Below are 23754 nucleotides of genomic sequence, written 5' to 3'. Positions count from 1 at the left end.
CCGTCGACGTGCACGGGGGGCCGTCCCCGAATAGGCCGGGATCCATCGGGTTCAATGTTCTTGAAGCGGACGCGACCGGCCCCCTGTCCATTCCGGCCTGCGCCGGAACGACGGACAGGGGGGCGGTCCGCCGCTTACCGGAACTTGCCCGACAGCGAAACGCCGATGATCCGCGGATCGTTGAACACGGCGGCCATGTAATTCTCGATCACGCCCTTCAGGTTCTTCTCGTTCGTGATGTTGCGCGCGAACACCGACAATTCCCATGCGTCCGACGGCGGGGCGTAGCCGACCTTCAACCCACCTTCGAAATTGCCGTTCGCGGTGAACTCGCGCGCGCGGTACAGGGTAAATTGCGTGTAGCCCTGCAAATTCCAGTCGGTGGCGACGAATACCCGGCTGCCGTCGTTCAGCGGCTGGTCCCAGCGCGCGGTCAGGTCGAGCGTATATTCGGGCGCGTTGGGCAACGGTTCGCCGTCGATCTGGGCGAAGGTGTTGGCACCGACTCGGATCGTCGGGTTCCCGACGGTGCACACCACCTGACCGTTCAGCGCGCAGACCTGTGCAAAGACGCGCTTGTCGCGGATCGCCGAATGCAGCCAGCTGCCGCCCAGACCCAGCGTCAGCTGCGGCACCGGCTTCCAGTCCAGTTCCGCCTCGACGCCGTACGCCTGCGCCTTGTCGGCATTGAACAGCACGCCGTTGCCGTTCGAATCATTGCCGTTAAGCTGGATATCCTTGACGCGGTAGCCGAACACCGTGGCGTTCAGCCGCAGCGTGTTGTCGAGCAGGCTGCTCTTGAACCCCGTTTCGAACGACAGGATCGTTTCCGAATCGGCGGTGGTGAAGTCGGCGTTGAACACCGCCGAGCGCCCCTGGATCGTCGGCCCCCGGAACCCGCGGGCGACGCGCGAATACAGGCTGAATTCGTCGCTCGCCTTGTACAGCAGGCTGACGTCCCAGCTCGGCTCGGTCGACGACAGGCGGACATCGGTGCGCCCGCGATAGGTGACGACGTTGGCGGCGGTGTTGGCGGTCTTCACCAACCGGGTGCGCTTGGTATCCTCGGTGATGCGCGCGCCGGCGGTCAGCGTCAGGCGGTCGGTAAAGTCGTAATGCGCCTGTCCGAACGCCGCCCACGACGTGTTGACGTCGCGCAGCCGCACCCAGTTGTTCGGGTTGCGCGCCGCCGTCGTCAGGAAAAAGCCGCGCTGATAGAATTCGGTGACGTCGCGATTGTCGAAATAGAAGCCGCCGACCTGGAAGCCGAACGGGCCGGTGCCGGTCGAGGCGAGGCGGATTTCCTGCGACCATTGGTCGAGGTCGCGGATATTGCCGCGGCTCTGGCCGAAGCCATTGGGAGCGCCGTTCACCGGGAACAGCGCGGCGGCGCCGCCATCGGTGTCGCCCCGGCTCGACCCGGTGGTCGTTTCATAGGCGGTGATCGAGCTGAGCGTTACCGGCCCGAAGTCGAACGCCATCCGCGCCGACGCGCCATGGGTGTCGTACGCCTGCGGGTTGTTGTGTCCTTCGTCGAGGGCGATGCGGTCGCGCGGTTCGGCCGACACGTCGTTCGACCCGCGCTTCAACGCGGCGCGGTGGAAGATGGTCGAGGTGCCTTCGTACCAGCGGGCATGGCCCGACAGGTCGATGGTCACCGCGTCGGTCGGCTGCGCGCGGACCTGCACGCGCAGGTTCCGGTCGTCGAAGCCGCCCATCGCGTCCTTCTTGGGCGTCTGCGTTCCGTCGGCGCTGAACCCGGCATAGGTGTTGTCGACCCAGTCGTCGCGGTGCTGGACCAGCGCCGATACGCGGACCATCAGCCCGTCGGCGATCGGCCCGCCGACGCCGGCATCGAAGCTGGCGCTGTTATAGGTGCCGTAGGATGCCTGTGCCCGGCTCTGGAAGGTGGCCGACGGGCGGATCGTGTCGAACTTGATGATGCCAGCGGTGGTGTTGCGGCCGAACAGCGACCCCTGCGGCCCGCGCAGCACCTCGACCTGCGCCACGTCGAACACCGGGTTCGACTTCAGCACGACATGTTCGAGGATCACGTCGTCCTGGATGACCGTCACCGGCTGCGACGCGCCGAGATAGAAGTCGATATTGCCGAGACCGCGAATGTAGAAGCGCGGAAAGATGCGGCCGGTGGTCGTTTCGGCATACAGGCCGGGGATACGGCCCGACAGCGAGAGCAGCGTGTCCTCGCCACCCGACTGGAACTGGCGCAGGTCGTCGCCGGTCGCGACGCCGACCGACAGCGGTGTGTCCTGCAATCGTTCCTCGCGCCGTTCGGCGGTGACGACGATATCGTCCAGTCCGGCCTCGGTCGCGGGTTCGGCAGGTGCCGGGGCGGTCTGTGCGAATGCCGGCGTGGCGAGCGCGATCAGTGCGGCGCTGGCAAGCAGCGGCAGACGGGTATGCATGTCGGTTCCTTCCCTGTGACGGGTGGATCCGCTGCCGTACCGCCGCGCGTGATTCCCCCGAACCCCGCGTGACTGAATATCTGTACGGCAGGGCGGACCACCCCCGGCGGGCGCGCTAGGGCCGACTTATGGCAATTAGATGACAGTCGTATGCAATATGCGACGGGCGTGCGGTTCCGCACACCGGTTCAGACGAACCCCTGTCCCCAGCTCGACTTGTCGTAATTGCCGATATTGGGCAGCACCGTCGACATGTCGCCGTCCGACACGCCGAACCAGCGCGCCAGCGTCGAGGCATATTGATCGACCGACATGGTCGGGATCAGCCGCCCCTGACCCACATCGTCGGGGGTGCCGCTGCCGACCAGCGGCGCGGTGCCGTACAGTCGCTTGCCGTTGACCGCGCCGCCCATCACGAAGTGCATCGATCCCCAGCCATGGTCGCAGCCATTGCCGTTCGACGGCAGCGTCCGCCCGAAATCCGAACCGGTAAAGGTCGTCACCTTGTCCGCCACGCCCAGCGCCACCGTCGTGTCGTGGAACGCGCGCATCGCTTCCGACAACAGGGTCAACAGCCGTGGCTGATTCCCCGCCAGATTGTCGTGCAGGTCGAACCCGCCCATCGATACGAAGAACACCTGCCGCTTGGTGCCCAAATCGCCAGAGATCGCGATCATCCGCGCAACCATCCGCAGCTGATCGGCCAGCCCGTTGTCTTCGGGGAAGAGCGAGAAGTTCGATTCGGGCACGCCCGCCAGGCTGTTGGCCAGCTGCGCCTGCGTATCCATCGCCCGCTTGTTGATCCGCGCATATTCGGTGCCGAACATATGCGGATTGGTCTCGGTCATCATCTGGCGCAGCGTCTGAGCCGCAACGCTCGACCCGTAGAGCGAGGTTGCGTTTCGCAGCAGCGGCACCGGGCCGCCGGTGCCGACATTATATTGGATCGCATTGCGCCCCGACAGGAAGACGGCGTTGCCCGACGCGTTGATGCAGGTCATCGCCGCCGTGCCGTTGCCAGACTGATACAGATCGCCGATCCGTCCACCCCAACCCGACCCGGCGCCTTCGGGGCTGGATGCCTGGAAAAAGCTTTGCTGGTCGTTATGGCTGAACAGTTTCGGCGGCAGGCGCACCGACTTGTTCTGATACTGCGCCTTGGTCGTCGGCTGGATCAGCGTGCCGACGTTCATCGCCACCGCCAGCCGTCCGGCATCGAACAGCGGGCTGAGCGGCGCCATCGCCGGGGCGAGCGCATAGGCGCGCCCGCCCATATCGGCGGTCGGCAGCAGCACGGTCGGCGCCAACGCCTCGCGCGAAAAGGCGAGCGAGCTGCGCAGCGACGCGTATTTGGCATGGCTGGTCGGGTCATAGGGGACCAGCGTGTTGTAATGGTCGTTGCCGCCCGACAGGAAGATGCAGACCAGCGCCTTGTAATCGCTGGCGGTCGCCGCCGCCGCCTCGCCGATCGCGCCGAGGCTCGTGACGAACGGGGCGGCTACCCCGGCCACCCCGAACAGGGACGAGCGTTGCAGGAAGGCGCGGCGGGAAACGTCGGTCAGGATGGTCGGAGCGTTCATTTGAGCACCAGATAGTCGGGCGAAGCGAGGGTCAGCAGGATCGCGACCCCGGTTCGGTTGAGCGTGGCGTTGTTCGCTGTCAGCGGGATGCTGTCGACGGCGGCCCGGATCGACGCGATGGTCGATGCGCGCAGTTGTCCGGCGGCGAGGATCAGATTGACTTCGTCGACCAGCTTCGCGCTGTCCGACGCCAATGCCATCATCGGCGCATAATCGGCCTTGGTATCGCCGGTGCCACCGCCGACCAGCGACTGCATGTAGTTGATGTAGGCGATATTGGTCTGTTCGCTGGCGATCAGGAATTCGGGTGCGGTCAGCCCGGCCTGCGCCATCGCCGTGCCCGGCGGCGTGAAGCCGGGACGGACGAAGCCGAACACGCTCGGCGCGCGGCCGATGCCTTGCCCCAGCCGGGTGGTGGTGTTGGTCGTGGCGCCGAACCCCCAGGTGTCGCTCGGCGAGGTGACGCCGAACGCGCGCGCCCAGTTGGTCAGCCGCAGCACCGGTTCGCGCAGCCGGCCGCCGGTCGTGGTGTTGAGCGCCGCTGCGTCGTCGCGTGCTTCGGGGTCGAGCAGGATCGCCCGGATGATCGCCTTCATGTCGCCGCGCACGCCGCTGCCATTGTTGGCGAAGGCGGCGGCGACGCGCCCGACATAGGCCGGGCTTGGGTTCGACGTGACCAGGCGCTGGATCAGCTGCTTCGACACGAACGGCGCGATGTTCGGGTGGCGGAAGATGACGTCGAGCGCGGCGTCGATCGCCGCCATCCCGCCGCCCGACACGGTCGCGCCCAGGAAGGTCGACGATCCCGTTTCGTTGAGCTCGCTGTTCATGATCAGCGGCTCGCGCATCCGGTCGGCCGTCTTGCGGTCGCTGGAGGCAAGCTGCAGCCCGGTGAACACCCGAGCCAGTTGCGATACGTCGTCGAGCGTATAGGTTTCGAGCGCCTGTCCGTTCGACATGCGGACGGTGCCGTCCTGTTCGAGCTGGTTCACGCCCAGCGTGAACAGCTGCATCAATTCGCGTGCATAATTCTCGTCGGGCAGGCTGCCGGTCGACGGATTGCCCTTGCGGTTGTTCACGAAGGTCAGGAACAGGCCCATCGCTCCGTTGCGGGTGATGGCACCCAGCAGGTCGCGGTAATTTCCGAACGCATGGTCGGCGAGGATATCGGTGTAGGCGGCGACGGAAAGCGCGCGCCAGTCGATGTTCAGCACGCCCATGCCGACGACCAGATAGTCGAACAGCGCGAGCGTGATCCGCTGGCGCAACGCATCGGGGCCGGCGATCGCCTGTCGCCACACGCTCGCGTCATACTGGCTCTGGACGTTGACCTTGATCGATTCGGTCGCGCCGTTCGCGACCATCCAGTCCCAGTGGCTGGTCTGGCGCGGAATGGCGAACTGCGCCTCGATCCATGCGGCGACCCCGGTGTTCAGGACCGAATCGATGCTGGCACGGGTCGCGCCCATCGTCGCCTGCGCCAGGAACCGGCTGGCCGAACGTGCGGCGACATTGGCGGCCGGCGTCGGGCTGGGGGTCGGTGTCGGCGTTGGTGTCGGCGTCGGGTTGGGACCGGCGACGGTGACGGTGCCGGCACCCGACCCACCGCCCGAATCACATGCTGCCAACAGGGCGGCGGCGCCGACCACGCCGTGTCTGGCGGTCAGGCCCGTGACGGGTGCGGCATCGACGGGCAAGGCCCGCGTCGTCTGTTCCGAAATCGCTGTCCGATCAGCAGTATCGATGATCGTTTCGTCGCCCAACATGGCAATCCCCTGTACGCTGACACCGGGGATAGGGGACTATGGTTGGGGAATGCTTAACGTACGGAATTTTGAGCGGAACGATGGTTAATTTGACGTTACCAAGACGGTTGCGCAGCCGGTCCGAACCCCGAAAATCCAAAGAAAAACGCCCCGGATCGCTCCGGGGCGTTTTCGTTTTTCGTCCGCAGGCCGGGTCAGTCGACCTTGGGCAGCGTCTCGAACTGGTGGAACGGCGGTGGCGAGGACAACGTCCATTCCAGCGTCGTCGCGCCGTCGCCCCATGGATTGTCCGGTGCCTTGCGGCCGGCCATCAGCGAGATGACGATGTTGACGAAGAAGAACACCATTCCGATCGCCATGATGCCATAGCCCATCGAGGCGATGTGGTTGAAGAACGCATAGGCATCCGGATAGTCCGGGTAGCGGCGCGGCATGCCCTGCGCCCCCAGGAAGTGCATCGGGAAGAACATGACGTTCACGCCGATGAAGAACACCCAGAAGTGCAGCTTGCCGAGCAGTTCGTTGTACATCTTCCCCGACATTTTCGGGAACCAGTAGTAGAAGCCGGCGAACAGCGCGAACACCGCGCCCAGCGACAGCACATAGTGGAAGTGCGCGACGACATAATAGGTGTCGTGCAGCACGTCGTCGACGCCGCCATTGGCGAGCACCACGCCGGTCACGCCGCCGACCGTGAACATGAAGATGAAGCCGATCGCCCACAGCATCGGCGTCGGGAAGCGCAGTGATCCGCCCCACATCGTCGCGATCCACGAGAAGATCTTGATGCCGGTCGGCACCGCGATGATCATCGTCGCGGCGGTGAAATACATTTTGGTATTCACCGACAGGCCGGTGGTGAACATGTGGTGCGCCCACACGACAAAGCCGACCGCGCCGATCGCGACCATGGCATAGGCCATGCCGAGATAGCCGAACACCGGCTTGCGGCTGAACGTCGCGACGATGTGGCTGACGATGCCGAAGCCCGGCAGGATCATGATGTACACTTCGGGGTGGCCGAAGAACCAGAACAGGTGCTGGTACAGGATCGGATCGCCACCGCCGGCGGGATCGAAGAAGGTCGTGCCGAACTTGCGATCGGTCAGCAACATGGTGATCGCGGCGGCCAGCACCGGCAATGCCAACAGCAGCAGGAAGGCGGTGACCAGCACCGACCATACGAACAGCGGCATCTTGTGCAGGGTCATGCCCGGCGCGCGCATGTTGAAGATGGTGGTGATGAAGTTGATTGCGCCCAGGATCGACGACGCACCGGCAAGGTGCAGCGACAGGATCGCCATGTCGACGCTCGGCCCCGGTTCACCATAGGTCGACAGCGGCGCATAGACCGTCCAGCCGGTACCCGCGCCGCCGCCGAACATCGTGCTGCCCAGCAGCAGCGCGAAGGCGGGGATCAGCAGCCAGAACGAGATGTTGTTCATGCGCGGGAACGCCATGTCCGGCGCGCCGATCATGATCGGCACGAACCAGTTGCCGAAGCCCCCGATCATCGCCGGCATGACCATGAAGAACACCATGATCAGGCCGTGGGCGGTGATCAGCACGTTCCAGAAATGGAGCGCCTGATCGCCTTCATGCCCCGACAGCCATGGCAGCCACTGGATGCCGGGTTCGGCGAGTTCGAGGCGCATCAGCCCCGAAATCGCTCCGCCGATGATCCCCGCGACGATCGCGAAGATCAGGTACAGCGTCCCGATATCCTTGTGGTTGGTCGACATGAACCAGCGGGCGAAGAAGGCCGGCTTGTGGTCGGCATCGTGATGATGCGCGTCAGCCCCATGTCCGTGGGCATCGAACGCGTGGTGGCCGGAAAGGGCGGAATCGGTCATCTTACTGGTCCACGTTGCCGACGCCGCCGCCGTTGCCGGTGGCGCGCTGGGTGGAGGGGGAGGCGGCTTCGGTCGCGTTGACGACCGGGGTGCCGGGATCGCTCGCGGTATTGCCGGCTTCCGACGTGGCGTCGGCGACGTCGGCGCCGGGCTGCGGGATCACGGCATTGCTGGGCGCGGCGGCCTCGGCGGGGCTGGGCAGCGTGCCGCCCTTGGCGCGGATCCACTGGTTGAACTGCGCCACCGGCACCGCTTCGACCGCGATCGGCATATAGGCGTGGCGCGCGCCGCAAAGCTCGCTGCACTGGCCGAAATACAGACCCGGCTTCTCGATGGTGAAGCTGGTTTCGTTCAGCCGTCCGGGTACCGCGTCCAGCTTGATCCAGAAGGCCGGGATCGCCCAGCTATGTATCACGTCGGTCGCGGTGGTGATCAGGCGGATCGGGACGCCGACGGGCAGCACGATGCGGTTGTCGACCGCGAGCAGGCGCGGGCCGTCGGCATCGGTGCGGAACCGCTGACCCGCAGCTACGTCATCCTTTTCCTTGAGCATGTTGGCGGTCACCGACACGCCGCCATAATCGGGATATTCGTAGCTCCAGAACCACTGGTTGCCGATCGCCTTCAGCGTCACGGCATTGTCGGGCGCGGGCTTGAACTGGCGCGCGAGCAGGCCGATCGAGGGCACCGCGATCGCGGCGAGGATCAGCACCGGGGCGGCGGTCCAGATGATTTCGATGGCGGTGTTGTGCGACGTCTTCGACGGGACCGGGTTCGCCTTTTCCCGGAAGCGGACCGCGACATAGCCGAGCAGGAACAGCACCAGCAGCGAGATCGCGACGATCACCGGCATCAGGATGTTGTTGTGGAACGCCTTGCCCTCACGCCCGGTGGGCGTGAACTGGGTCTGCAGGTCGATCGTGCGATCGGTGGGCTGGCCGACATGCGGCGTCGCGACCATGCGCGGCGATCCGTCTGCGTTCAGCGTCGGATCCTGCACCGCGGCCGGGGCGGGTGCTGCGGCGGTCGCGGGCGGCGTTACCTGTCCGGTGGGATTGGCCTCCGCCGATCCGGGGGGCGGGGCACCCGCCTGCGGCGCGGTCGCGACCTCGCCGCTGCCCGGCGTCACCGCCGCCGGCTGCTGCGCGTACGCACCACCGGCCAGTACGGCAGCCGCCGCGATTACCAACATCCTCATCCCAATGCTTCGCATCGTGTCGTGTCACCCCGTTATGTGGCACGCGGCACGCTTCTAGATTGGCGTGGTCGCGTCGCGCGGGCGTTTGGAAACCCTAACCCACCGGGCTATACGCGGCATGTCGCCCGGCCTCAAGCGATGGTTGCGAACGCACCCCCGGCGGCAGTAGAGGGCGCGCGACGGCAATGGGCGGGATGACAGCCATGAACGACGACGCGATCCTCGACGAATTCCGGCAGGCGGAAGCGCTGCTGGAGGGACACTTCATCCTGTCGTCGGGGCTGCGTTCGTCACGCTATCTGCAATGCGCGCGCGTGTTGATGGACCCCCGCCGGGCCGCGCGGCTGTGCGACGAACTCGCCCGCCGCCTGCCGGGCGACGTGCGCGAATCGATCGAGGTCGTGATCGCGCCGGCGATGGGCGGGGTGATCGTCGGGCATGAGATGGGCCGGTCGCTGGGCGTGGCCGCGATGTTCCTCGAACGGCCGACCGGTACGTTCGAACTGCGGCGCGGCTTTCGCATCGATGCCGGCACACGCGTGCTGATGATGGAGGATGTCGTGACCACCGGCCTGTCGTCGCGCGAAGCCATTGCCGCGATCGGAGCAGCGGGTGGCGAAGTCGTCGCGGCGGCGTCGCTGGTCGACCGGTCGAACGGCACTGCCGATCTGGGCGTGCCGTTCTTTCCGCTCATCCGCCTCGACGTGCCGAGCTATCAGCCCGATGCACTGCCCGCCGAGCTGGCGGCGATCCCGGCGATAAAGCCGGGGAGCCGCGCGGCATGAGCGGGCCGCTGCGGCTCGGCGTCAACATCGACCACGTTGCGACGGTCCGCAATGCGCGCGGATCGGGCTATCCCGATCCGGTGCGGGCGGCGCTGCTGGCGGCCGAACACGGCGCGGACGGGATCACCGCCCATTTGCGCGAGGACCGCCGCCACATCACCGACGACGATATCGCGCGGCTGTCGGCGGAACTGACCGTGCCGCTCAATCTGGAAATGGCGGCGACCGACGAGATGCTCGGCATCGCGCTGCGCCATCGTCCGCACGCCGCGTGCATCGTTCCCGAAAAGCGCGAGGAACGTACCACCGAGGGCGGCCTGGATGCCGCTGGTCAGCACAACACGCTTGCTCCGATGATGCGTGAACTTGGGGCGGCACGGGTGCGGGTGTCGCTGTTCATCGAACCCGATTCCGAACAGATTGCCGCGGCGGTCGCGCTGGGCGCGCCGGTGGTCGAACTGCATACCGGCCGCTATGCCGAACTGGCCGGTGAGGAGCAGGTCGCCGAACTGCGCCGCATCGCCGATGCGGCGGCGCTGGCGGCGAAGAACGGGATCGAGGTCCATGCCGGGCATGGGCTGACGTTCGACAATGTGATTCCGATCGCGGCGATCCCGCAGGTGCGCGAACTGAACATCGGGCATTTCCTGATCGGGGAGGCGATTTTCGGCGGCCTCGGCCCGATGGTGCGGCGGATGAAGGATCTGATGGAGACCGCGCGGTGAAAATCCTTCCCATCGCAGATGGGGAGGGGGACCATGCGCAGCATGGTGGAGGGGGCGGCGGCGCAGCCGGCGCTGCGCGCCCCCCCTCCACCACCGCCTTCGGCGGCGGTCCCCCTCCCCAAGCAAGCTTGGGGAGTATCTTATGATCATCGGTCTCGGCTCGGACCTCTGCAATATCGAACGCATCCAGTCGTCGCTCGACCGCTTCGGCGACCGTTTCCTCCACCGCGTGTTCACCGACGTCGAACAGGCGAAGGCCGCCAAACGCCCCTTCACGCGCGCCGGGACGCTCGCCAAGCGCTTCGCCGCCAAGGAAGCGTTTTCGAAGGCGGTCGGCACGGGTTTCGCGGCGGGCGTGTTCATGCGCGACATCGGCGTGGTCAACGCTCCATCGGGCGCGCCGACACTGGCGCTGACCGGTGGAGCGAAAGCGCGACTTGACGCGATGATGCCCGAGGGCCACGTCGCCAAAGTGCATCTGACGATGACCGACGATCACCCCTGGGCGCAGGCGTTCGTCATCATCGAGGCGGTGCCGGCAACAGAGTAGGACGATTGATGGCCGATCATCTGGCGCTGGAGAACCAGGGGGTTCCTGCGTCGTCGCCGACCCCGGCGCCTGCCCACCAGCATCCGCCGCGACGTGCGCGGCTCGACTGGAAGGGCGAATTGCGCGGGCTGTTCTGGCTGTTGCTGGTGGTGCTGGGCTTTCACAGCTTCATCGCCAAGCCGTTCTACATCCCCTCCGAATCGATGCTGCCGGGCCTGCGCGTCGGCGATCGGCTGGTGGTGAGCAAATATGCCTATGGCTGGTCGTTCGTGTCGCCGACCATCCCCAATCCGGTGGCGATGTTCCGCGACATCGTGCTGCATCAGCCGCAGGATACGTGGAGCGTGCAGTTGCCGGCATGGCATGGTCGCCTGTGGGGATCGATGCCGGAGCGCGGCGACGTGGTTATCGTCAAGCCGCCCGGCAGCAACACCGACCTGATCAAGCGCGTCATCGGTCTGCCGGGCGACCGGCTGGAGGTGGCGGGGGGTGTCGTCTACATCAACGACGTCGCCATTCCGCGCAAAGCGATGGGCGACGCAATGATCCCGGTCGACGCCAATACCCGCTGCGATGCGTATCAATATCCCGGCGCGCTGGTGCGGACCGACAAGGGCGCGTTCTGCCGCCTGCCGATGGTTCGCGAAACGCTGTCCAACGGGCGGCAATATGACACGATCGATCTCGGTTATTCGCAGGGCGACAATTTCGCGCCGATCGTGATTCCGGCCAACCATGTCTTCCTGATGGGCGACAATCGCGACAACAGCGCCGACAGCCGCTTCTCGGAAGCCGAGCGGGGGTTGGGCGGGCCGGTGCCATGGGAGAATATCGGCGGGCGTGCCGAGTTCATCACCTTCTCGCTCGACGGCACGACCAGCCTGAACCCGGCAACATGGTTCAGCTCGTTCCGCAGCGGTCGCGCGGGCACCTCGCTGGTGCCGTCACGGGGCGACGCCCAGTGAGTGACGTGACGCTGTACGACTATTTCCGGTCGTCGGCCGGCTATCGCGTCCGCATCGCGTTGAACCTGAAGCGCGTCACCCACGACCGCGTCGAGATTTCGCTGCTGAAGGGCGAGCAGCGGTCCGCCGACCATCTGGCGCGCAACCCGCAAGGGTTGGTGCCCGCACTGGCGCTGTCCGACGGGACGGTGCTGACCCAGTCGCTGGCGATCCTCGACTGGCTGGATACCGCCTATCCCGAACCGCGCCTGTTCCCCGCCGATCCGCTGGCCCGCGCGCAGGCGCTGGCGTTGGCGCTGGTGATCGTCGCCGACATCCACCCGATCGACAATCTGCGCGTGTTGCAGCGGCTGGAAAGCCATTTCGGGGCCGATGCGGCGGCGAAGGCGGAGTGGTATCGTCACTGGATCGCGCTGGGCCTCGACGCGCTGGAGGCGAGCGCGCCGGCGGACGGCTTCTTCGGCGGCGACGCGCCCGGCGTGGTCGATTGCTGCCTCGTGCCGCAACTCTACAATGCGCGGCGGTTCGAACTCGACCTGTCGCCATGGCCGAAACTGGTCGCGATCGATGCGCGGGCGTCGGCGCTGCCGGCCTTCGTCGCTGCGCATCCCGACCGGATGGCACCCGCGGCATGATGCTGGCGAACGCTGGGCCGACCGCGTAGGACGTCGCGCGACATGGTAAGCGATACCGACGCCGCACGGGCTGGTCCCGATCTGGCCGGGCTGGAACCGCTGGAGCGGTTCCGTCCGCGCTGGCCGCGCATCCTTGGCGCGGCATTGTCCGGCCTGATGATCGTCGGACTGGCGTGGGAGCTGTTCGATCATGGCTGGGCCGGGGTCGAACTGGCCGCACCGGACTCGCCGTGGTTCTACGTCTTCTTCGCGCTCGCCTATCTGTCGCCGCCGCTGTTCGATTTTCTCATCTTTCGCCGGCTGTGGCGGCTGCCGTTCGACGGGTTCGGCGCGCTGGTGCGCAAGCGGATCGCGAACGATGTCGTCATCGGCTATTCGGGCGACGTGTTCTTCTATGCCTGGGCGCGCGCCAGGCTCAAGATGGTGACCGCGCCGTTCGGGGCGGTGAAGGACGTGACGATCCTGTCGGGCATCGCCGGCAATATCGTGACCGTCGGCATGCTGGCGGTGGCGCTGCCCTTCGCCTTCGAACTGTTCACGGCGTCGCAGCTCAGGATGCTTAGCTGGTCGGCGGCGGTCGCGGTCGGGATTTCGGGCGTGCTGCTGCTGTTCTCGCGCCGGGTATTTTCGCTGCCCGCGCCAATGCTCGGCTGGATTTTCGGCGTACACTGCGCGCGCCTGGTGCTCGGCTCGCTCGCCTTCGGCATCGCCAGCTATTTCGCTATGCCCAACGTGTCCATCGAATGGTGGCTGTTCCTTGCCGCCGGTCGGCTGGTGGTATCGCGTTTGCCGCTGCTGCCGAACAAAGACCTTCTTTTCGCCAACTTCGCGATTATGTTCATCGGGCATGGCGAAGCCCTGTCCGACCTTGTCGCGTTCGTCGCGACACTCACCCTGTTTACCCACGCGGTGTTGATGGCGGCATTCGGGCTTCCTGCGCTCGCAAGGAAAGAATGATGCAATTGCCCCTGACGCTGCTCGGTGCAGCGTTGCTCGTCACCACGCCCGCCGCCGCGCAATCGATCGGCAGCGATGCCGCCGCCTGCAACAATGGGCAGGGGCCGGCGATCCGCGTCAATGTCGTCGGGTTGAAGGACCGCACCGGCCGGCTGAAGCTGGAGCTGTACCCGGCCAGCGAGGCCGATTTCCTGAAGGACGATCGCGACCTGCGCGCCGAGGGCAAGTTCTTCCGCCGGGTCTGGGCCGAGATGCCGGCGTCGGGCGCGGTGCAGATGTGCATCCGCGCGCCGTCGCCCGGCCGCTATGCGCTGCTGTTCACCCATGACCGCGACGGGCGCAACAAGTTCAATTTCATGCGCGACGGCGCCGGGTTTCCGGGCGCGGGCAAGCTCGGGCGGGCGCGGCCGAAGCTGGCACAGGCGATCGTCAACGTGCCGGCCGGCGTGACGACCACGACCGTGCGCGCCCAGTATCTGCGCGGGCTGGGCGGTTTCGCCCCGCTCGGCTGAACGACCCCGTCCGATGCGCGTCGTCGACGTCAACGAATTCTATTCGCCCACCGGCGGCGGGGTCCGCACCTATATCGACCACAAGATGACGATCATGGCCGAACTGGGCCACGAACTGATCGTCATAGCACCCGCCAAGCACAATACCGTCGAGGAACGCCCCGGTGGCGGGCGCATCCATTGGGTGAAGGCGCCGACATTGGTGCTCGACCCCAATTACGGCATCTTCGTACGCGGCGGGGCGATCCACGCGCTGCTCGACGAACTGCATCCCGATGTGGTCGAGGCATCGAGTCCGTGGCGCCCGGCCACCATCGTCGCCGACTGGCCGGGCGATGCGGTGAAGGTCTATTTCGCGCATAACGACAATGTCGGCGCCTACCCCTTGCGCTGGTTCGAACGGCTGGCCAGCCGCGAGCGGATCGAGGAGGCGTTCATGTGGTGGACGCGCTACATGGCGCGCTACCTCGCCAAGATGGATGCGTTCGTCACCAACGGTCCGGCGCTGGAAAAGCGGCACGCCGCGCGCGGGCTGACCGTTCATGCGTCGATGCCGCTCGGCATCCAGCGCGGTTTCTTTTCACCCGAGCATCGCGACGAACAATTGCGCGCGTCGTTGCTCGAACAGCTGGGGTTGCCGCCACAAGGGCATTTGCTGCTGGGGCTGGGACGGCATCATGCCGAGAAACGCTGGCCGATGATCTTCGATGCGGTCGAGATGGCGGGCGAGCATCTGCCCGTCGGCATGATCCAGATCGGCAGCGGCGTGCATACCCGCCGGCTGGAACACCGGTTGAAGAACAGCCCGCATATCAAGCTGTTCCGCCCGGTCTACGACCGCGTCCGCCTCGCCCGGATCATGGCCAGCTGCGACGCGCTGATCCACGGATCGGATGCCGAGCCGTTCGGGCTGGTCGGGCTGGAGGGGTTGGCATCGGGCCTGCCGCTGATCGTCCCCGACGAGGGCGGCTGCGCCGAGATCGCCGAGCCGGCCTTTGCCGAAACCTATGCCGCGCGCGATCCACGATCGGCGGCGGACGCGATCGCCCGGATGTTCGCGCGCGACTATGATGTGGTCAAGGCAGCGGCCAACGCAGCGGCGGCGCGGGTCAGGACCGACCGCGATCACGCGGTCGACCTGATGCGCTATTACGAGCAGTTGGTTGCGGAGAAGGCGCAGCGCTACCCGGAATGGTTCGCCCGGTAATAACCGGCGCGGGGGCGGCGCGTCAGTTGCGGTAGCGGTCCGCCACCCGGTCGCGTGACGCATTGGGCGCGATCCTTGCCTCCGCCGCCTCCAGCGCCGCCCAGTCGGCCGTATCGGGCAGCGAGGGGATGCACACGGCCTCGCCCAGTTCCAGCCCGCGTAGCGAGGCGACGACCAGATCGTCGGCTTCCATCACCCGTTCGGGCGGGAAGTCGTCGACGCTCTTGCCCGCGACATGGTGGAAATCGGTTGCTGTGACGCCGGGGATCAACAGCTGGACGCGGATGTTGCTGTCCTTCGCCTCGACCTGCATCACGCGGGTGTAATAGGCGACATAGGCCTTGGTCGCGCCATAGCCGGCATAGGTCGGCGTCTTGGTGAACAGCGTCCCCGATCCGACATTGATGATCGTGCCCTTGCCCGACCGTTTCATGCCGGCCATCGCCGCATCGGCCAGGCGACTGAACGCGACGACGTTCAGCAGCAGCATGTCGGTCATGTCGTCACGGTCGCCCTCGCCGACCTTGCCCATCGCGGCGAAGCCGGCATTGTTGACGAACAGCGCGACCGGTTCGCCCGCCTCCAGCCGTTCCTCGACCACGTCGAGATCGTCGGGGTCGGCCAGGTCGGCGACGATCACCTCGATATCGATGCCGTGTTCGGCGCTCAGCTCCTCGGCGATCGAACGCAGCCGGTCCTCACGCCGCGCGACGAGGATCAGGTCGTGGCCCGTCCGCGCCAGATGATGCGCGAAGCTCAGGCCGATGCCGGACGATGCGCCGGTGATGAGGGCGGCGGGGCGGGTCATGGCAATTCTCCTATGGTCGCGTTCGGAGCGTTCGGGGGCACGGTCGGTTCCGTGGCTCCGGCCCGCTCCCCCCTTCCGGTCATCCTGCGGACAGGTTCCGGGTGGCCGGGCGGGGGAGCGGGCCGGAACCGCCGATCCGCGCGAGCGGATCAAGCTAAAGGCGGGCGAGCGTGGGGATCAGTTCGTCATAATGGTCGATCACCGCATCGGCGCCCAGTTCCGCCACCGGCTGCATCAGGAATCCGAACGAACAGGCGACGGAGGGGATGCCGGCATTCCGCGCCGCATCGATATCGAAATGCGAATCGCCGACGAACGCCGCCCGCCCGCCGCCGCAGCGTTCGATCATCGCGTCGATCGGCGCGCGGTTGGGCTTCGACTTGCCCGGCCCCAGCGTGTCGCCGCCGATGATACAGGCGAAGCGCCGCGTCAGGTCGAGTTCGCCCAGCAGCCGCCGCGCCAGCCCCTCCAGCTTGTTGGTGACGATCGCGACCTTCACGCCGCTCGCCTCCAGCGCATCGAGCGCGGCCATCGCGCCCGGAAACGGCCGCGAATGCACCGCGATATGCGCGGCATAGTAATCGAGCAGCAGCCCGATCAACCGGTTCAGTTCGTCCTCGTCACAGCCGCCCGTCGCTTCCATCCCCTGCCGCAGCATATGCTTCGCGCCGCCGCCGATCATCGGGATCACCTGTTCGCGGGTCAGCAGCGGTCGCCCGGCATCGGCCAGCGCGTGGTTGACCGCATCGGTCAGGTCGCCGCTGGTATCGACGAACGTCCCGTCGAGATCGAAGCCGACGATATCGAATGAAATCTTTGTCATCTGGGCCGCTTTGGCGTGGCCGATATGGAATTGGCAAGGGTCGTATGCCAAGGAGCGCGGCATGAACGCGCAACCGATCGCCGCCGTGATCCTCGCCGCCGGGCAGGGCACGCGCATGAAGTCGTCGAAGCATAAGGTGCTGCACCCGCTGGCCGGGCAGCCGATGCTGTTCCACCTGCTCGACAGCCTGAACGCCGCCGGCATCTCGCGCCGGGTGGTGATCGTCGGCGCGGTCGGCGAACAGGTCGAGGCAGCGGTCGCCGGGCGCGGCGTCGAGATCGCGTGGCAGCGCGAACAGCTCGGCACGGCCCATGCGGCATTGCAGGCACGTGAGACGCTGGCCGATCATGACGGCATCGTCCTCGTCTGTTTCGGCGACACGCCGCTCTTGTCCGCCGATACCGTCGCGCGGCTGGCCGCCCGGCTCGATGCCGATGACAAGCCGGCTGTCGCCGTGCTCGGCTTCCGTCCTTCGGAAGCCGCCGCCTATGGGCGGATCATCGCCGATGATGCTGGCAACATCGTCAAGATGGTCGAATATAAGGACGCCTCGGCGGACGAACGCGCGGTTGATCTGTGCAACAGCGGCGTCACTGCGGTGCATGCCCGCGACCTGTGGGCGCTGCTCGACCGGGTCGGCAACGCCAATGCGGCGGGCGAATATTACCTGCCCGATATCGTCATGCTGGCGATCGCCGACGGGCACGGCGCAGTCGTCATCGAGACGGCGGCGGACGAAGTCGCCGGCATCAACAGCCGCGCCGAACTGGCGGCGGTCGAGGGTGCGTGGCAGGCGAAGCGCCGCCAACAGGCGATGGCCGACGGCGTCACGCTGGTCGCGCCCGAAACCGTGTTCTTCGCGCACGATACCAAGCTTGGCCGTGACGTGACGATCGAACCGAACGTCGTGTTCGGCCCCGGCGTGAGCATTGCCGACAATGTCACCATCCACGCCTTCAGCCATATCGAAGGGGCTACCGTTGCGACGAAGGCGGACGTCGGCCCCTATGCCCGCCTGCGCCCCGGCGCGGTGCTGGGCGAGGGCAGCCGCGTCGGCAATTTCGTCGAGGTGAAGAACACGACGCTGGGGGTGGGGGCGAAGGCCAACCACCTGACCTATCTCGGCGACGCCAGCGTCGGCGCGGACGTCAATATCGGCGCGGGCACCATCACCTGCAATTATGACGGCTTTTTCAAATACCGGACCGAGATCGGCGAGGGCGCCTTCATCGGATCGAACAGCGCGCTAGTCGCACCCGTCAAGATCGGCGACGGCGCACTGGTCGCCGCCGGGTCGACCGTGACCCGCGATGTCGAGGCCGACGCGCTTGCGCTGGTCCGTGCCGAACGTGCCGACCATCCCGGCTGGGCCAAGCGCTTCCGTGTCAAACAGGCGACGATCAAGGCCGCCAAGTCGAAGAAATAAGCGGGCGATCCCGCCGGAGAGACGAATATGTGTGGAATTGTTGGCATCATCGGCACCGACAGCGTCGCCGACCGGCTGCTCGACGGGCTCAAGCGCCTCGAATATCGTGGCTATGACTCGGCGGGTATCGCTACCGTAGAGGGCAGCGCGATCGAGCGTCGCCGCGCCTCGGGCAAGCTGAAGAACCTCGCCGTCGAACTGGCCGACCATCCGCTGCCCGGCCATGTCGGCATCGCCCATACCCGCTGGGCGACGCATGGCGGTCCGACCACCAACAATGCCCACCCGCACGCCACCGACGAGATCGCCGTCGTCCACAACGGCATCATCGAGAATTTCAAGCCGCTGCGCGAGGAACTGACCGCGCGCGGCCGGGTCTTCACCAGCGAGACCGATACCGAGGTCGTCGCCCACCTGGTCAGCGAACAGGTCGAAGCCGGCCTGTCCCCGGCCGATGCGGTCAAGGCGATCCTGCCGCGCTTGCACGGTGCCTTCGCGCTCGCCATCCTGTTCCGCCAACACCCCGACCTGCTGATCGGCGCGCGATTGGGGTCGCCGCTGGTCGTCGGCTATGGCGAGGGTGAGGTGTATCTTGGCTCCGACGCGCTGGCGCTGGCCCCGCTGACCCAGCGTATCGCGTATCTGGAGGAGGGCGACTGGGTCGTCTGCCGCCGTGACGGCACCGAGATCTTCGATCGCGACAACAATCCTGTCGACCGCCCGGTCACGCTGTCGGGCGTCACCGGCGCGCTGATCGACAAGGGCAATCACCGCCACTTCATGCAGAAGGAGATCTACGAGCAGCCGATCGTCGTGGCGCAAACGCTGCGCGGCTATCTCCAGCGCTTCGAAGGGCGCGTGTCGCTGCCGATCCCCGAATTCGACCTGTCGGGGATTCGGCGCGTCACCATCGTCGCCTGCGGCACCAGCTTCTATGCCGGGATGGTCGCCAAATACTGGTTCGAACAATTCGCCCGCGTGCCGGTCGATTTGGACGTCGCCAGCGAGTTCCGCTACCGCGCGCCGGTGATGGAGGAGGGCGGCCTCGCCCTGTTCATCAGCCAGTCGGGCGAGACCGCCGACACGCTCGCGGCGCTGCGCCATGCCAAGGGCGAGGGCCAGACCATCGCCGTCGTCGTCAACGTGCCGACCAGCACCATGGCGCGCGAGGCCGACCTGTTGCTGCCGACCCATGCCGGACCGGAGATCGGTGTCGCCTCGACCAAGGCGTTCACCTGCCAGCTCGCCGTCCTCGCGGCGCTCGCCGCGAACCTCGCCAAGGCCAAGGGGCGGCTGAGCGAGGCCGAGGAGCGGACCATCGTCCGCCATCTGGCCGAGGCACCGGCTTCGATCAACGGCGCGCTCGCCTATGACGAATCGATTGAGGCGATGGCGGGCGTCATCGCGGCGGCGCGCGACGTGCTGTATCTGGGGCGCGGCACCGATTATCCGCTGGCGCTCGAAGGCGCGCTGAAGCTGAAGGAAATCAGCTACATCCATGCCGAGGGCTATGCCGCCGGCGAGATGAAGCACGGCCCGATCGCGCTGATCGACGAGTCCGTACCGGTCATCGTCATCGCTCCGTCGGGGCCGCTGTTCGACAAGACCGTCAGCAACATGCAGGAGGTGCAGGCGCGCGGCGGCAAGGTCGTGCTGATCTCCGACTATGACGGCATTCAGGCGGCGGGCGAAAACTGCATCGCCACCATCACCATGCCCAAGGTCCACCCGCTGATCGCGCCGATCGTGTACGCGGTGCCGGTGCAGTTGCTGGCCTATCACGTCGCCGTCGCCAAGGGCACCGACGTCGACCAGCCGCGCAATCTGGCGAAGAGCGTGACGGTGGAGTGATGCAAATCCTCCCCGCTACGCGGGGAGGGGGACCAGCGAAGCTGGTGGAGGGGAAGGGCCGCGCGACGCAACCGTTCCGTCTGCAGCCACCCCCCTCCACCACCGCTACGCGGCGGTCCCCCTCCCCACGGTGTGGGGAGGATCTGAAAGGTCACCCCCGGTGGCGGATATACGCCACGAAGCCGCGCACATGGTGCTTCAGCTTGAAGACGTCCCGCTTGTCGATCAGGTCGTGCTCCGTCTTGCCCAATATGTCGCGGATCGCGGCGCGGACGCTTTCGGCCATCCATGCACGGACCCGCTTCTGCTTCAGGTGCTTGGCGAACAGCGCGCCGTTGCCGAAACCATAGCCGCGATACATCTTGCGCGCCTGGTCCATGCCGCGCCGGCCATGGTAATGGGCGACGCGAAAGGTCGGATCGTACAGGATCGGAACGCCCAGATTCTGGGCGCGCACCAGATAATCGGTGTCGTCCGATCCGATGAACGGCGCCCCCGCGCCGAAACGTTCGTCGAACTTGCCGATCCGCTCGGCAACCGCGCGCTGCATCGTGAAGTTCGCGCCGATGATGAAGCCGCTCGGCATCGCCACCGGCCCCAGTTCGGCGGGATTGGGGTCGAGCTTGGTCGTGAAGGGAATGTCACGGTCGTCGCCCAGCGTGACCATGCCGCCCCGGATCACTTCCCGCGAGTCCCTGGCATAGGCGGCGCGGACATGGTCGAAATAGTCGGGTTCCAACGTGCAGTCGTCGTCGGTCATGACGATGATCCGCCCGCGCGCCGCCGCCAGCCCGGCGTTGCGGGCGCACGACAGTCCGCGCCGTTCCTCTACCACGATCCGTACCGGCACCGACTGCTTCGCCGCCCAGTCTTCCATGACCTGCTGCGTGTTGTCGGTCGATCCGTTGTTGACCAGAATGACCTCGATCGCCTGCTGCGCGCGGTCGACCGCAATGCTCAGCGCGTCCAGCGCCAGAGGCAATTGCGACGCGCGGTTCAGCGTACAGATGATGACACTGAATTCGGGGTCAGTCATGGCGCCCTCAGTTTCCGACTTCGCGAAGCAGTTCGATCGCCTGCTCGGCCGACGTCGCCTGCCGGGCGATGCCCAGACCATTGGTCCAGACCGCGCCGTACCGGCCGATCTTGCCGTAGGAATTGTCGAGATAGACGTGCGGAATGTTGTGCAGCGTGCACATGATGTGCGCATGCAGGCGGTCGGTAATGACCTTGCGCCCGTCGCTCAGGATGCGGGCACCGCGATCGAACCGCATGTCGGCCAGCTGCTTGCTGACCAGCACCTGCCGGCGGCTCTTCACCACGCCACCCATCAGCAACCCACGGACGTTGGCGTAGAGGCGCGACCATTTCCGCCAGTTTTCCGACTCGGCGCGCCAATCGGCTTCGCGGGCGTCGGGCAAGTTCTTCAGCAGGGTTTCGTCGAGCGCGACCTTTTCCTTGTCGGTGCGCATCAGCATGACGATGTCACGCGTCGGTGCTGCCGGACGCCGCAACGGGCCAAGCCCGAAGGCGGTGTCGGGCACCAGCGACGCGGTTAGGTCCAGCCGCTCCTGCACGAACTCGACGCTCGGCCGGTCGCGGACCATGATATGGAAATCGGGGTGCGCGCCGAACGTCTCGGCGCAACGCTTGATCGCGACATCGTCCTGGAAATGGATCGACTGCGGCCCCTGGATCAGGCGGCGTTCGGGAAAGGTCTTGGCGATGCTTTCGCGGAAATGCTGGTGCTTCGGCCAGATATCGCCGAAATTGCCGCCGCCCTGCAGGAAGATCGGCCCCTTGGGTGCCGCGCGGCGCAGCGCGTCGGCGTTGAAGCGGGCGAGGCTTGCCACATAGCTCGGATCACGACCGGTCAGCTCGCGCAGGATCGACAGCATGCCGAGATAGATCGCGCTGTCGCCGACATTGCCGTAATCCGGGAAGTCGACGATCGCATACGGCTCGCCATGGCTGACATGCTTGCCGAATTCCGTCAGCAGCAATGCGCGCTGTGCCGCGATGACGCTTTCCGCCGAGCGCGAGGTCTCGTTACCGTGTCCGCTCATACGTCCCCCAATGATGATAGGGCGCGCATGGTCGGGTTCGGCCGAAGAGTCAATTCAACAACCAATCGCGTTTAATCCACAAACGGGAAGTTGTCGGATGGTACAGCTACTTCCGCCCGGCCGACCCGCCGCGACAATTGCCCCGAACAAAGGATTGTTCTTCGAAACCGACCTTGCCCGCGCCACGCCGGCGAGGAGTGTCACCGTACCGATCGCGTATCTTTTCGTTGCTGACGGACCCCATGCGCCCGCGCTGCGGTTGTCGCCGCCATGACAGCATGGGGATATGCGATGAAGGTCCGCAGTTTGGGCGCGGTGGCGCTGGTGTTGGTGTCGAATGCAGCGATGGCGCAGGCACCGCAAAAAGCCATTCCCGGCCTGAAGGAAACCGATCCACCCTATGCGACCGAATCGGTGGTCAACCACCCGACCACCATCGGCTGGCCCGAAGGACGCACCCCCACCGCCCCGCGCGGGTGGCAGGTGGTGAAGTTCGCCGGCGGCCTTGAATATCCGCGTCAGGCGTTGTTGCTGCCGAACGGCGACGTGCTGGTTTCCGAAGCGCGCACCCTGCCCAAGCTCGACGCCGATCCCGAGGTCGCGCGCGGACAGGCGCTGTCGAAGACAACCGGTTACAGCGCCAACCGCATCACCCTGTTGCGCGATGCCAATCGCGACGGCATTGCCGAACAGCGCTTCGTCCTTCGCGAAGGGCTGAACCAGCCGTTCGGGATGCAATATGTCGGCGGGCGGCTGTATGTCGCCAATACCGATGCGGTCGTCAGCTTCCCCTATCGACTGGGCGCGACCAGCATCACCGGAGCGCCGCGCACCCATGCGACGCTGCCGGCGGGCGGGTATAACAACCACTGGACCCGCAATCTGCTGGCCAGCCCCGACGGGCGCACCCTCTATGTCTCGGTCGGGTCGGCGTCGAATGTCGGCGAATATGGCATGGATGAGGAAAAGCGCCGCGCCGCGATCCTCGCCATCGACCTGTCGACCGGGCGCGAGCGGCTCTATGCCTCGGGCCTGCGCAACCCGGTCGGCATGGATTTCGTCCCCGGTACCGCGACCCTGTGGACCGCGGTCAACGAGCGCGACGAAATCGGCGACGATATTTCGCCCGACTATCTGGTCGGCGTCCGCGAGGGCGGCTTCTACGGCTGGCCCTACAGCTATTACGGCAAGCAGGACCCGCGCCACGCCAACGAGAAGAGCGAGTTGCTCAGCACCACGCTGCTGCCTGACGTCGCGGTCGGCGCCCATGCCGCCGCACTCGGCATCGGCTTCGCGAAACAGGGCGCCCCGACCGCCTTCGTCGCGCGGCACGGATCGTGGAACCGGTCGAGCTTCAGCGGCTACGACGTGCTCGCCGTCCCCTTCGCCAATGGCCGCCCGACCGGCGAACCGCAACCGTTCCTGACCGGCTTCGTCGCGGATGCGAAGAAAGGCACCGTGTACGGCCGCCCGGTCAGCATCCAGACGCGCGCCGACGGTGCGATCTTCGTCGTCGACGATGCCGGCGACACGGTGTGGCTGGTGCGACGGACGGGGTGAGGGAACCTCAGGCCCATTCGATATTCAGCGGCAAGGTAAGCGCCATTGCTCCTCTCCCTGG

Annotated in this window: 20 protein-coding genes; 11 read left to right on the top strand and 9 right to left on the bottom strand. The window is 66.3% G+C overall.

All coding sequences use genetic code 11. The features are described from left to right. Positions 1-134: 134 nt before the first annotated feature. From ASE59_RS12445 to coxB, 5 genes are all read right to left on the bottom strand, one after another. Positions 135-2426 (bottom strand): TonB-dependent receptor, encoded by a 2292-nt coding sequence (locus tag ASE59_RS12445; protein ID WP_056456548.1) that lies wholly within the window; start codon positions 2424-2426, stop codon positions 135-137. 188 nt (positions 2427-2614) lie between these two features. Continuing rightward, on the bottom strand, positions 2615-4006 hold the full coding sequence (locus ASE59_RS12440) for a DUF1501 domain-containing protein (protein ID WP_056456547.1): 1392 nt from the start codon (positions 4004-4006) through the stop codon (positions 2615-2617). Next, positions 4003-5772 (bottom strand): DUF1800 domain-containing protein, encoded by a 1770-nt coding sequence (locus ASE59_RS12435; RefSeq protein ID WP_056456544.1) that lies wholly within the window; start codon positions 5770-5772, stop codon positions 4003-4005. Before ASE59_RS12435 ends, ASE59_RS12440 begins: the two co-directional genes overlap by 4 nt. 194 nt (positions 5773-5966) lie before the next feature. Then, positions 5967-7625: a cytochrome c oxidase subunit I gene (gene ctaD / locus ASE59_RS12430; protein ID WP_056456541.1), complete on the bottom strand. Its 1659-nt coding sequence runs from the start codon at positions 7623-7625 to the stop codon at positions 5967-5969. A gap of 1 nt (position 7626) precedes the next feature. Continuing rightward, entirely contained in the window at positions 7627-8823 is a 1197-nt protein-coding gene (gene coxB, locus ASE59_RS12425) for a cytochrome c oxidase subunit II (RefSeq protein WP_056456539.1), read from the bottom strand. A gap of 203 nt (positions 8824-9026) precedes the next feature. Between coxB and pyrE the strand changes: the two genes are divergently transcribed. The 8 genes from pyrE (at position 9027) to ASE59_RS12385 (ending at position 15159) form a co-directional block, all read left to right on the top strand. Further along, positions 9027-9608 (top strand): orotate phosphoribosyltransferase, encoded by a 582-nt coding sequence (gene pyrE, locus ASE59_RS12420; RefSeq protein WP_056456537.1) that lies wholly within the window; start codon positions 9027-9029, stop codon positions 9606-9608. Continuing rightward, the gene (locus ASE59_RS12415; RefSeq protein ID WP_056456536.1) at positions 9605-10333 is read left to right on the top strand and encodes a pyridoxine 5'-phosphate synthase; all 729 of its coding nucleotides are present in this window, start codon (positions 9605-9607) and stop codon (positions 10331-10333) included. The genes pyrE and ASE59_RS12415 overlap by 4 nt, the downstream gene beginning before the upstream one ends. Before the next feature lie 142 nt (positions 10334-10475). Next, complete coding sequence (gene acpS, locus ASE59_RS12410; RefSeq protein ID WP_056456533.1) at positions 10476-10883, top strand: holo-ACP synthase; 408 nt, start codon at positions 10476-10478, stop codon at positions 10881-10883. Positions 10884-10891: 8 nt separating this feature from the next. After that, entirely contained in the window at positions 10892-11848 is a 957-nt protein-coding gene (gene lepB, locus ASE59_RS12405; RefSeq protein WP_056456532.1) for a signal peptidase I, read from the top strand. Further along, positions 11845-12483, top strand: coding sequence for a maleylacetoacetate isomerase (gene maiA / locus ASE59_RS12400; protein WP_056456530.1), 639 nt, complete (start codon positions 11845-11847; stop codon positions 12481-12483). Before lepB ends, maiA begins: the two co-directional genes overlap by 4 nt. Positions 12484-12525: 42 nt before the next feature. After that, complete coding sequence (locus ASE59_RS12395) at positions 12526-13440, top strand: hypothetical protein (protein WP_056456527.1); 915 nt, start codon at positions 12526-12528, stop codon at positions 13438-13440. Further along, positions 13440-13952 (top strand): DUF2141 domain-containing protein, encoded by a 513-nt coding sequence (locus ASE59_RS12390; RefSeq protein WP_235515749.1) that lies wholly within the window; start codon positions 13440-13442, stop codon positions 13950-13952. Before ASE59_RS12395 ends, ASE59_RS12390 begins: the two co-directional genes overlap by 1 nt. Before the next feature lie 13 nt (positions 13953-13965). Beyond that, on the top strand, positions 13966-15159 hold the full coding sequence (locus tag ASE59_RS12385; protein ID WP_056456524.1) for a glycosyltransferase: 1194 nt from the start codon (positions 13966-13968) through the stop codon (positions 15157-15159). Between the two features lie 22 nt (positions 15160-15181). Here the strand turns inward: ASE59_RS12385 and ASE59_RS12380 are convergent, their stop codons facing one another. After that, positions 15182-15967, bottom strand: a complete 786-nt coding sequence (locus ASE59_RS12380; protein ID WP_056456522.1) for an SDR family NAD(P)-dependent oxidoreductase — start codon at positions 15965-15967, stop codon at positions 15182-15184. Between the two features lie 154 nt (positions 15968-16121). Beyond that, the gene (locus ASE59_RS12375) at positions 16122-16790 is read right to left on the bottom strand and encodes an HAD-IA family hydrolase (protein ID WP_056456520.1); all 669 of its coding nucleotides are present in this window, start codon (positions 16788-16790) and stop codon (positions 16122-16124) included. Between the two features lie 61 nt (positions 16791-16851). On the opposite strand from ASE59_RS12375, the gene glmU reads away from it, so the two are divergent. Next, entirely contained in the window at positions 16852-18216 is a 1365-nt protein-coding gene (glmU, locus tag ASE59_RS12370; protein WP_056456647.1) for a bifunctional UDP-N-acetylglucosamine diphosphorylase/glucosamine-1-phosphate N-acetyltransferase GlmU, read from the top strand. Between the two features lie 27 nt (positions 18217-18243). Continuing rightward, positions 18244-20067, top strand: a complete 1824-nt coding sequence (gene glmS / locus ASE59_RS12365; protein WP_056456518.1) for a glutamine--fructose-6-phosphate transaminase (isomerizing) — start codon at positions 18244-18246, stop codon at positions 20065-20067. Positions 20068-20218: 151 nt separating this feature from the next. Here glmS and ASE59_RS12360 read toward each other — a convergent pair whose 3' ends face one another. Both ASE59_RS12360 and ASE59_RS12355 read right to left on the bottom strand, forming a co-directional pair. Further along, positions 20219-21103, bottom strand: coding sequence for a glycosyltransferase family 2 protein (locus ASE59_RS12360; RefSeq protein ID WP_056456517.1), 885 nt, complete (start codon positions 21101-21103; stop codon positions 20219-20221). A 7-nt stretch (positions 21104-21110) separates the two neighbouring features. Next, complete coding sequence (locus ASE59_RS12355; RefSeq protein WP_056456515.1) at positions 21111-22133, bottom strand: polysaccharide pyruvyl transferase family protein; 1023 nt, start codon at positions 22131-22133, stop codon at positions 21111-21113. Positions 22134-22424: 291 nt separating this feature from the next. Here ASE59_RS12355 and ASE59_RS12350 point away from each other — a divergent pair, with 291 nt between their 5' ends. Next, positions 22425-23693: a PQQ-dependent sugar dehydrogenase gene (locus ASE59_RS12350; RefSeq protein ID WP_056456513.1), complete on the top strand. Its 1269-nt coding sequence runs from the start codon at positions 22425-22427 to the stop codon at positions 23691-23693. Positions 23694-23754: the final 61 nt, after the last annotated feature.

This window comes from Sphingomonas sp. Leaf10 (assembly GCF_001421245.1).
Lineage (GTDB): Bacteria > Pseudomonadota > Alphaproteobacteria > Sphingomonadales > Sphingomonadaceae > Sphingomonas.
Note: the sequence above shows the minus strand (reverse complement) of the source record. Positions and strands in the feature narration are given on the sequence as shown.

Excerpts from the sequence above, each read along its gene's own strand:
- ASE59_RS12445 (WP_056456548.1), bottom strand. The coding sequence starts at position 2,426 with ATGCATACCCGTCTGCCGCTGCTTGCCAGCGCCGCACTGATCGCGCTC.
- ASE59_RS12440 (WP_056456547.1), bottom strand. The coding sequence starts at position 4,006 with ATGAACGCTCCGACCATCCTGACCGACGTTTCCCGCCGCGCCTTCCTG.
- ASE59_RS12435 (WP_056456544.1), bottom strand. The coding sequence starts at position 5,772 with ATGTTGGGCGACGAAACGATCATCGATACTGCTGATCGGACAGCGATT.
- ctaD (WP_056456541.1), bottom strand. The coding sequence starts at position 7,625 with ATGACCGATTCCGCCCTTTCCGGCCACCACGCGTTCGATGCCCACGGA.
- coxB (WP_056456539.1), bottom strand. The coding sequence starts at position 8,823 with ATGAGGATGTTGGTAATCGCGGCGGCTGCCGTACTGGCCGGTGGTGCG.
- pyrE (WP_056456537.1), top strand. The coding sequence starts at position 9,027 with ATGAACGACGACGCGATCCTCGACGAATTCCGGCAGGCGGAAGCGCTG.
- ASE59_RS12415 (WP_056456536.1), top strand. The coding sequence starts at position 9,605 with ATGAGCGGGCCGCTGCGGCTCGGCGTCAACATCGACCACGTTGCGACG.
- acpS (WP_056456533.1), top strand. The coding sequence starts at position 10,476 with ATGATCATCGGTCTCGGCTCGGACCTCTGCAATATCGAACGCATCCAG.
- lepB (WP_056456532.1), top strand. The coding sequence starts at position 10,892 with ATGGCCGATCATCTGGCGCTGGAGAACCAGGGGGTTCCTGCGTCGTCG.
- ASE59_RS12395 (WP_056456527.1), top strand. The coding sequence starts at position 12,526 with ATGGTAAGCGATACCGACGCCGCACGGGCTGGTCCCGATCTGGCCGGG.
- ASE59_RS12390 (WP_235515749.1), top strand. The coding sequence starts at position 13,440 with ATGCAATTGCCCCTGACGCTGCTCGGTGCAGCGTTGCTCGTCACCACG.
- ASE59_RS12385 (WP_056456524.1), top strand. The coding sequence starts at position 13,966 with ATGCGCGTCGTCGACGTCAACGAATTCTATTCGCCCACCGGCGGCGGG.
- ASE59_RS12380 (WP_056456522.1), bottom strand. The coding sequence starts at position 15,967 with ATGACCCGCCCCGCCGCCCTCATCACCGGCGCATCGTCCGGCATCGGC.
- ASE59_RS12375 (WP_056456520.1), bottom strand. The coding sequence starts at position 16,790 with ATGACAAAGATTTCATTCGATATCGTCGGCTTCGATCTCGACGGGACG.
- glmU (WP_056456647.1), top strand. The coding sequence starts at position 16,852 with ATGAACGCGCAACCGATCGCCGCCGTGATCCTCGCCGCCGGGCAGGGC.
- glmS (WP_056456518.1), top strand. The coding sequence starts at position 18,244 with ATGTGTGGAATTGTTGGCATCATCGGCACCGACAGCGTCGCCGACCGG.
- ASE59_RS12360 (WP_056456517.1), bottom strand. The coding sequence starts at position 21,103 with ATGACTGACCCCGAATTCAGTGTCATCATCTGTACGCTGAACCGCGCG.
- ASE59_RS12355 (WP_056456515.1), bottom strand. The coding sequence starts at position 22,133 with ATGAGCGGACACGGTAACGAGACCTCGCGCTCGGCGGAAAGCGTCATC.
- ASE59_RS12350 (WP_056456513.1), top strand. The coding sequence starts at position 22,425 with ATGAAGGTCCGCAGTTTGGGCGCGGTGGCGCTGGTGTTGGTGTCGAAT.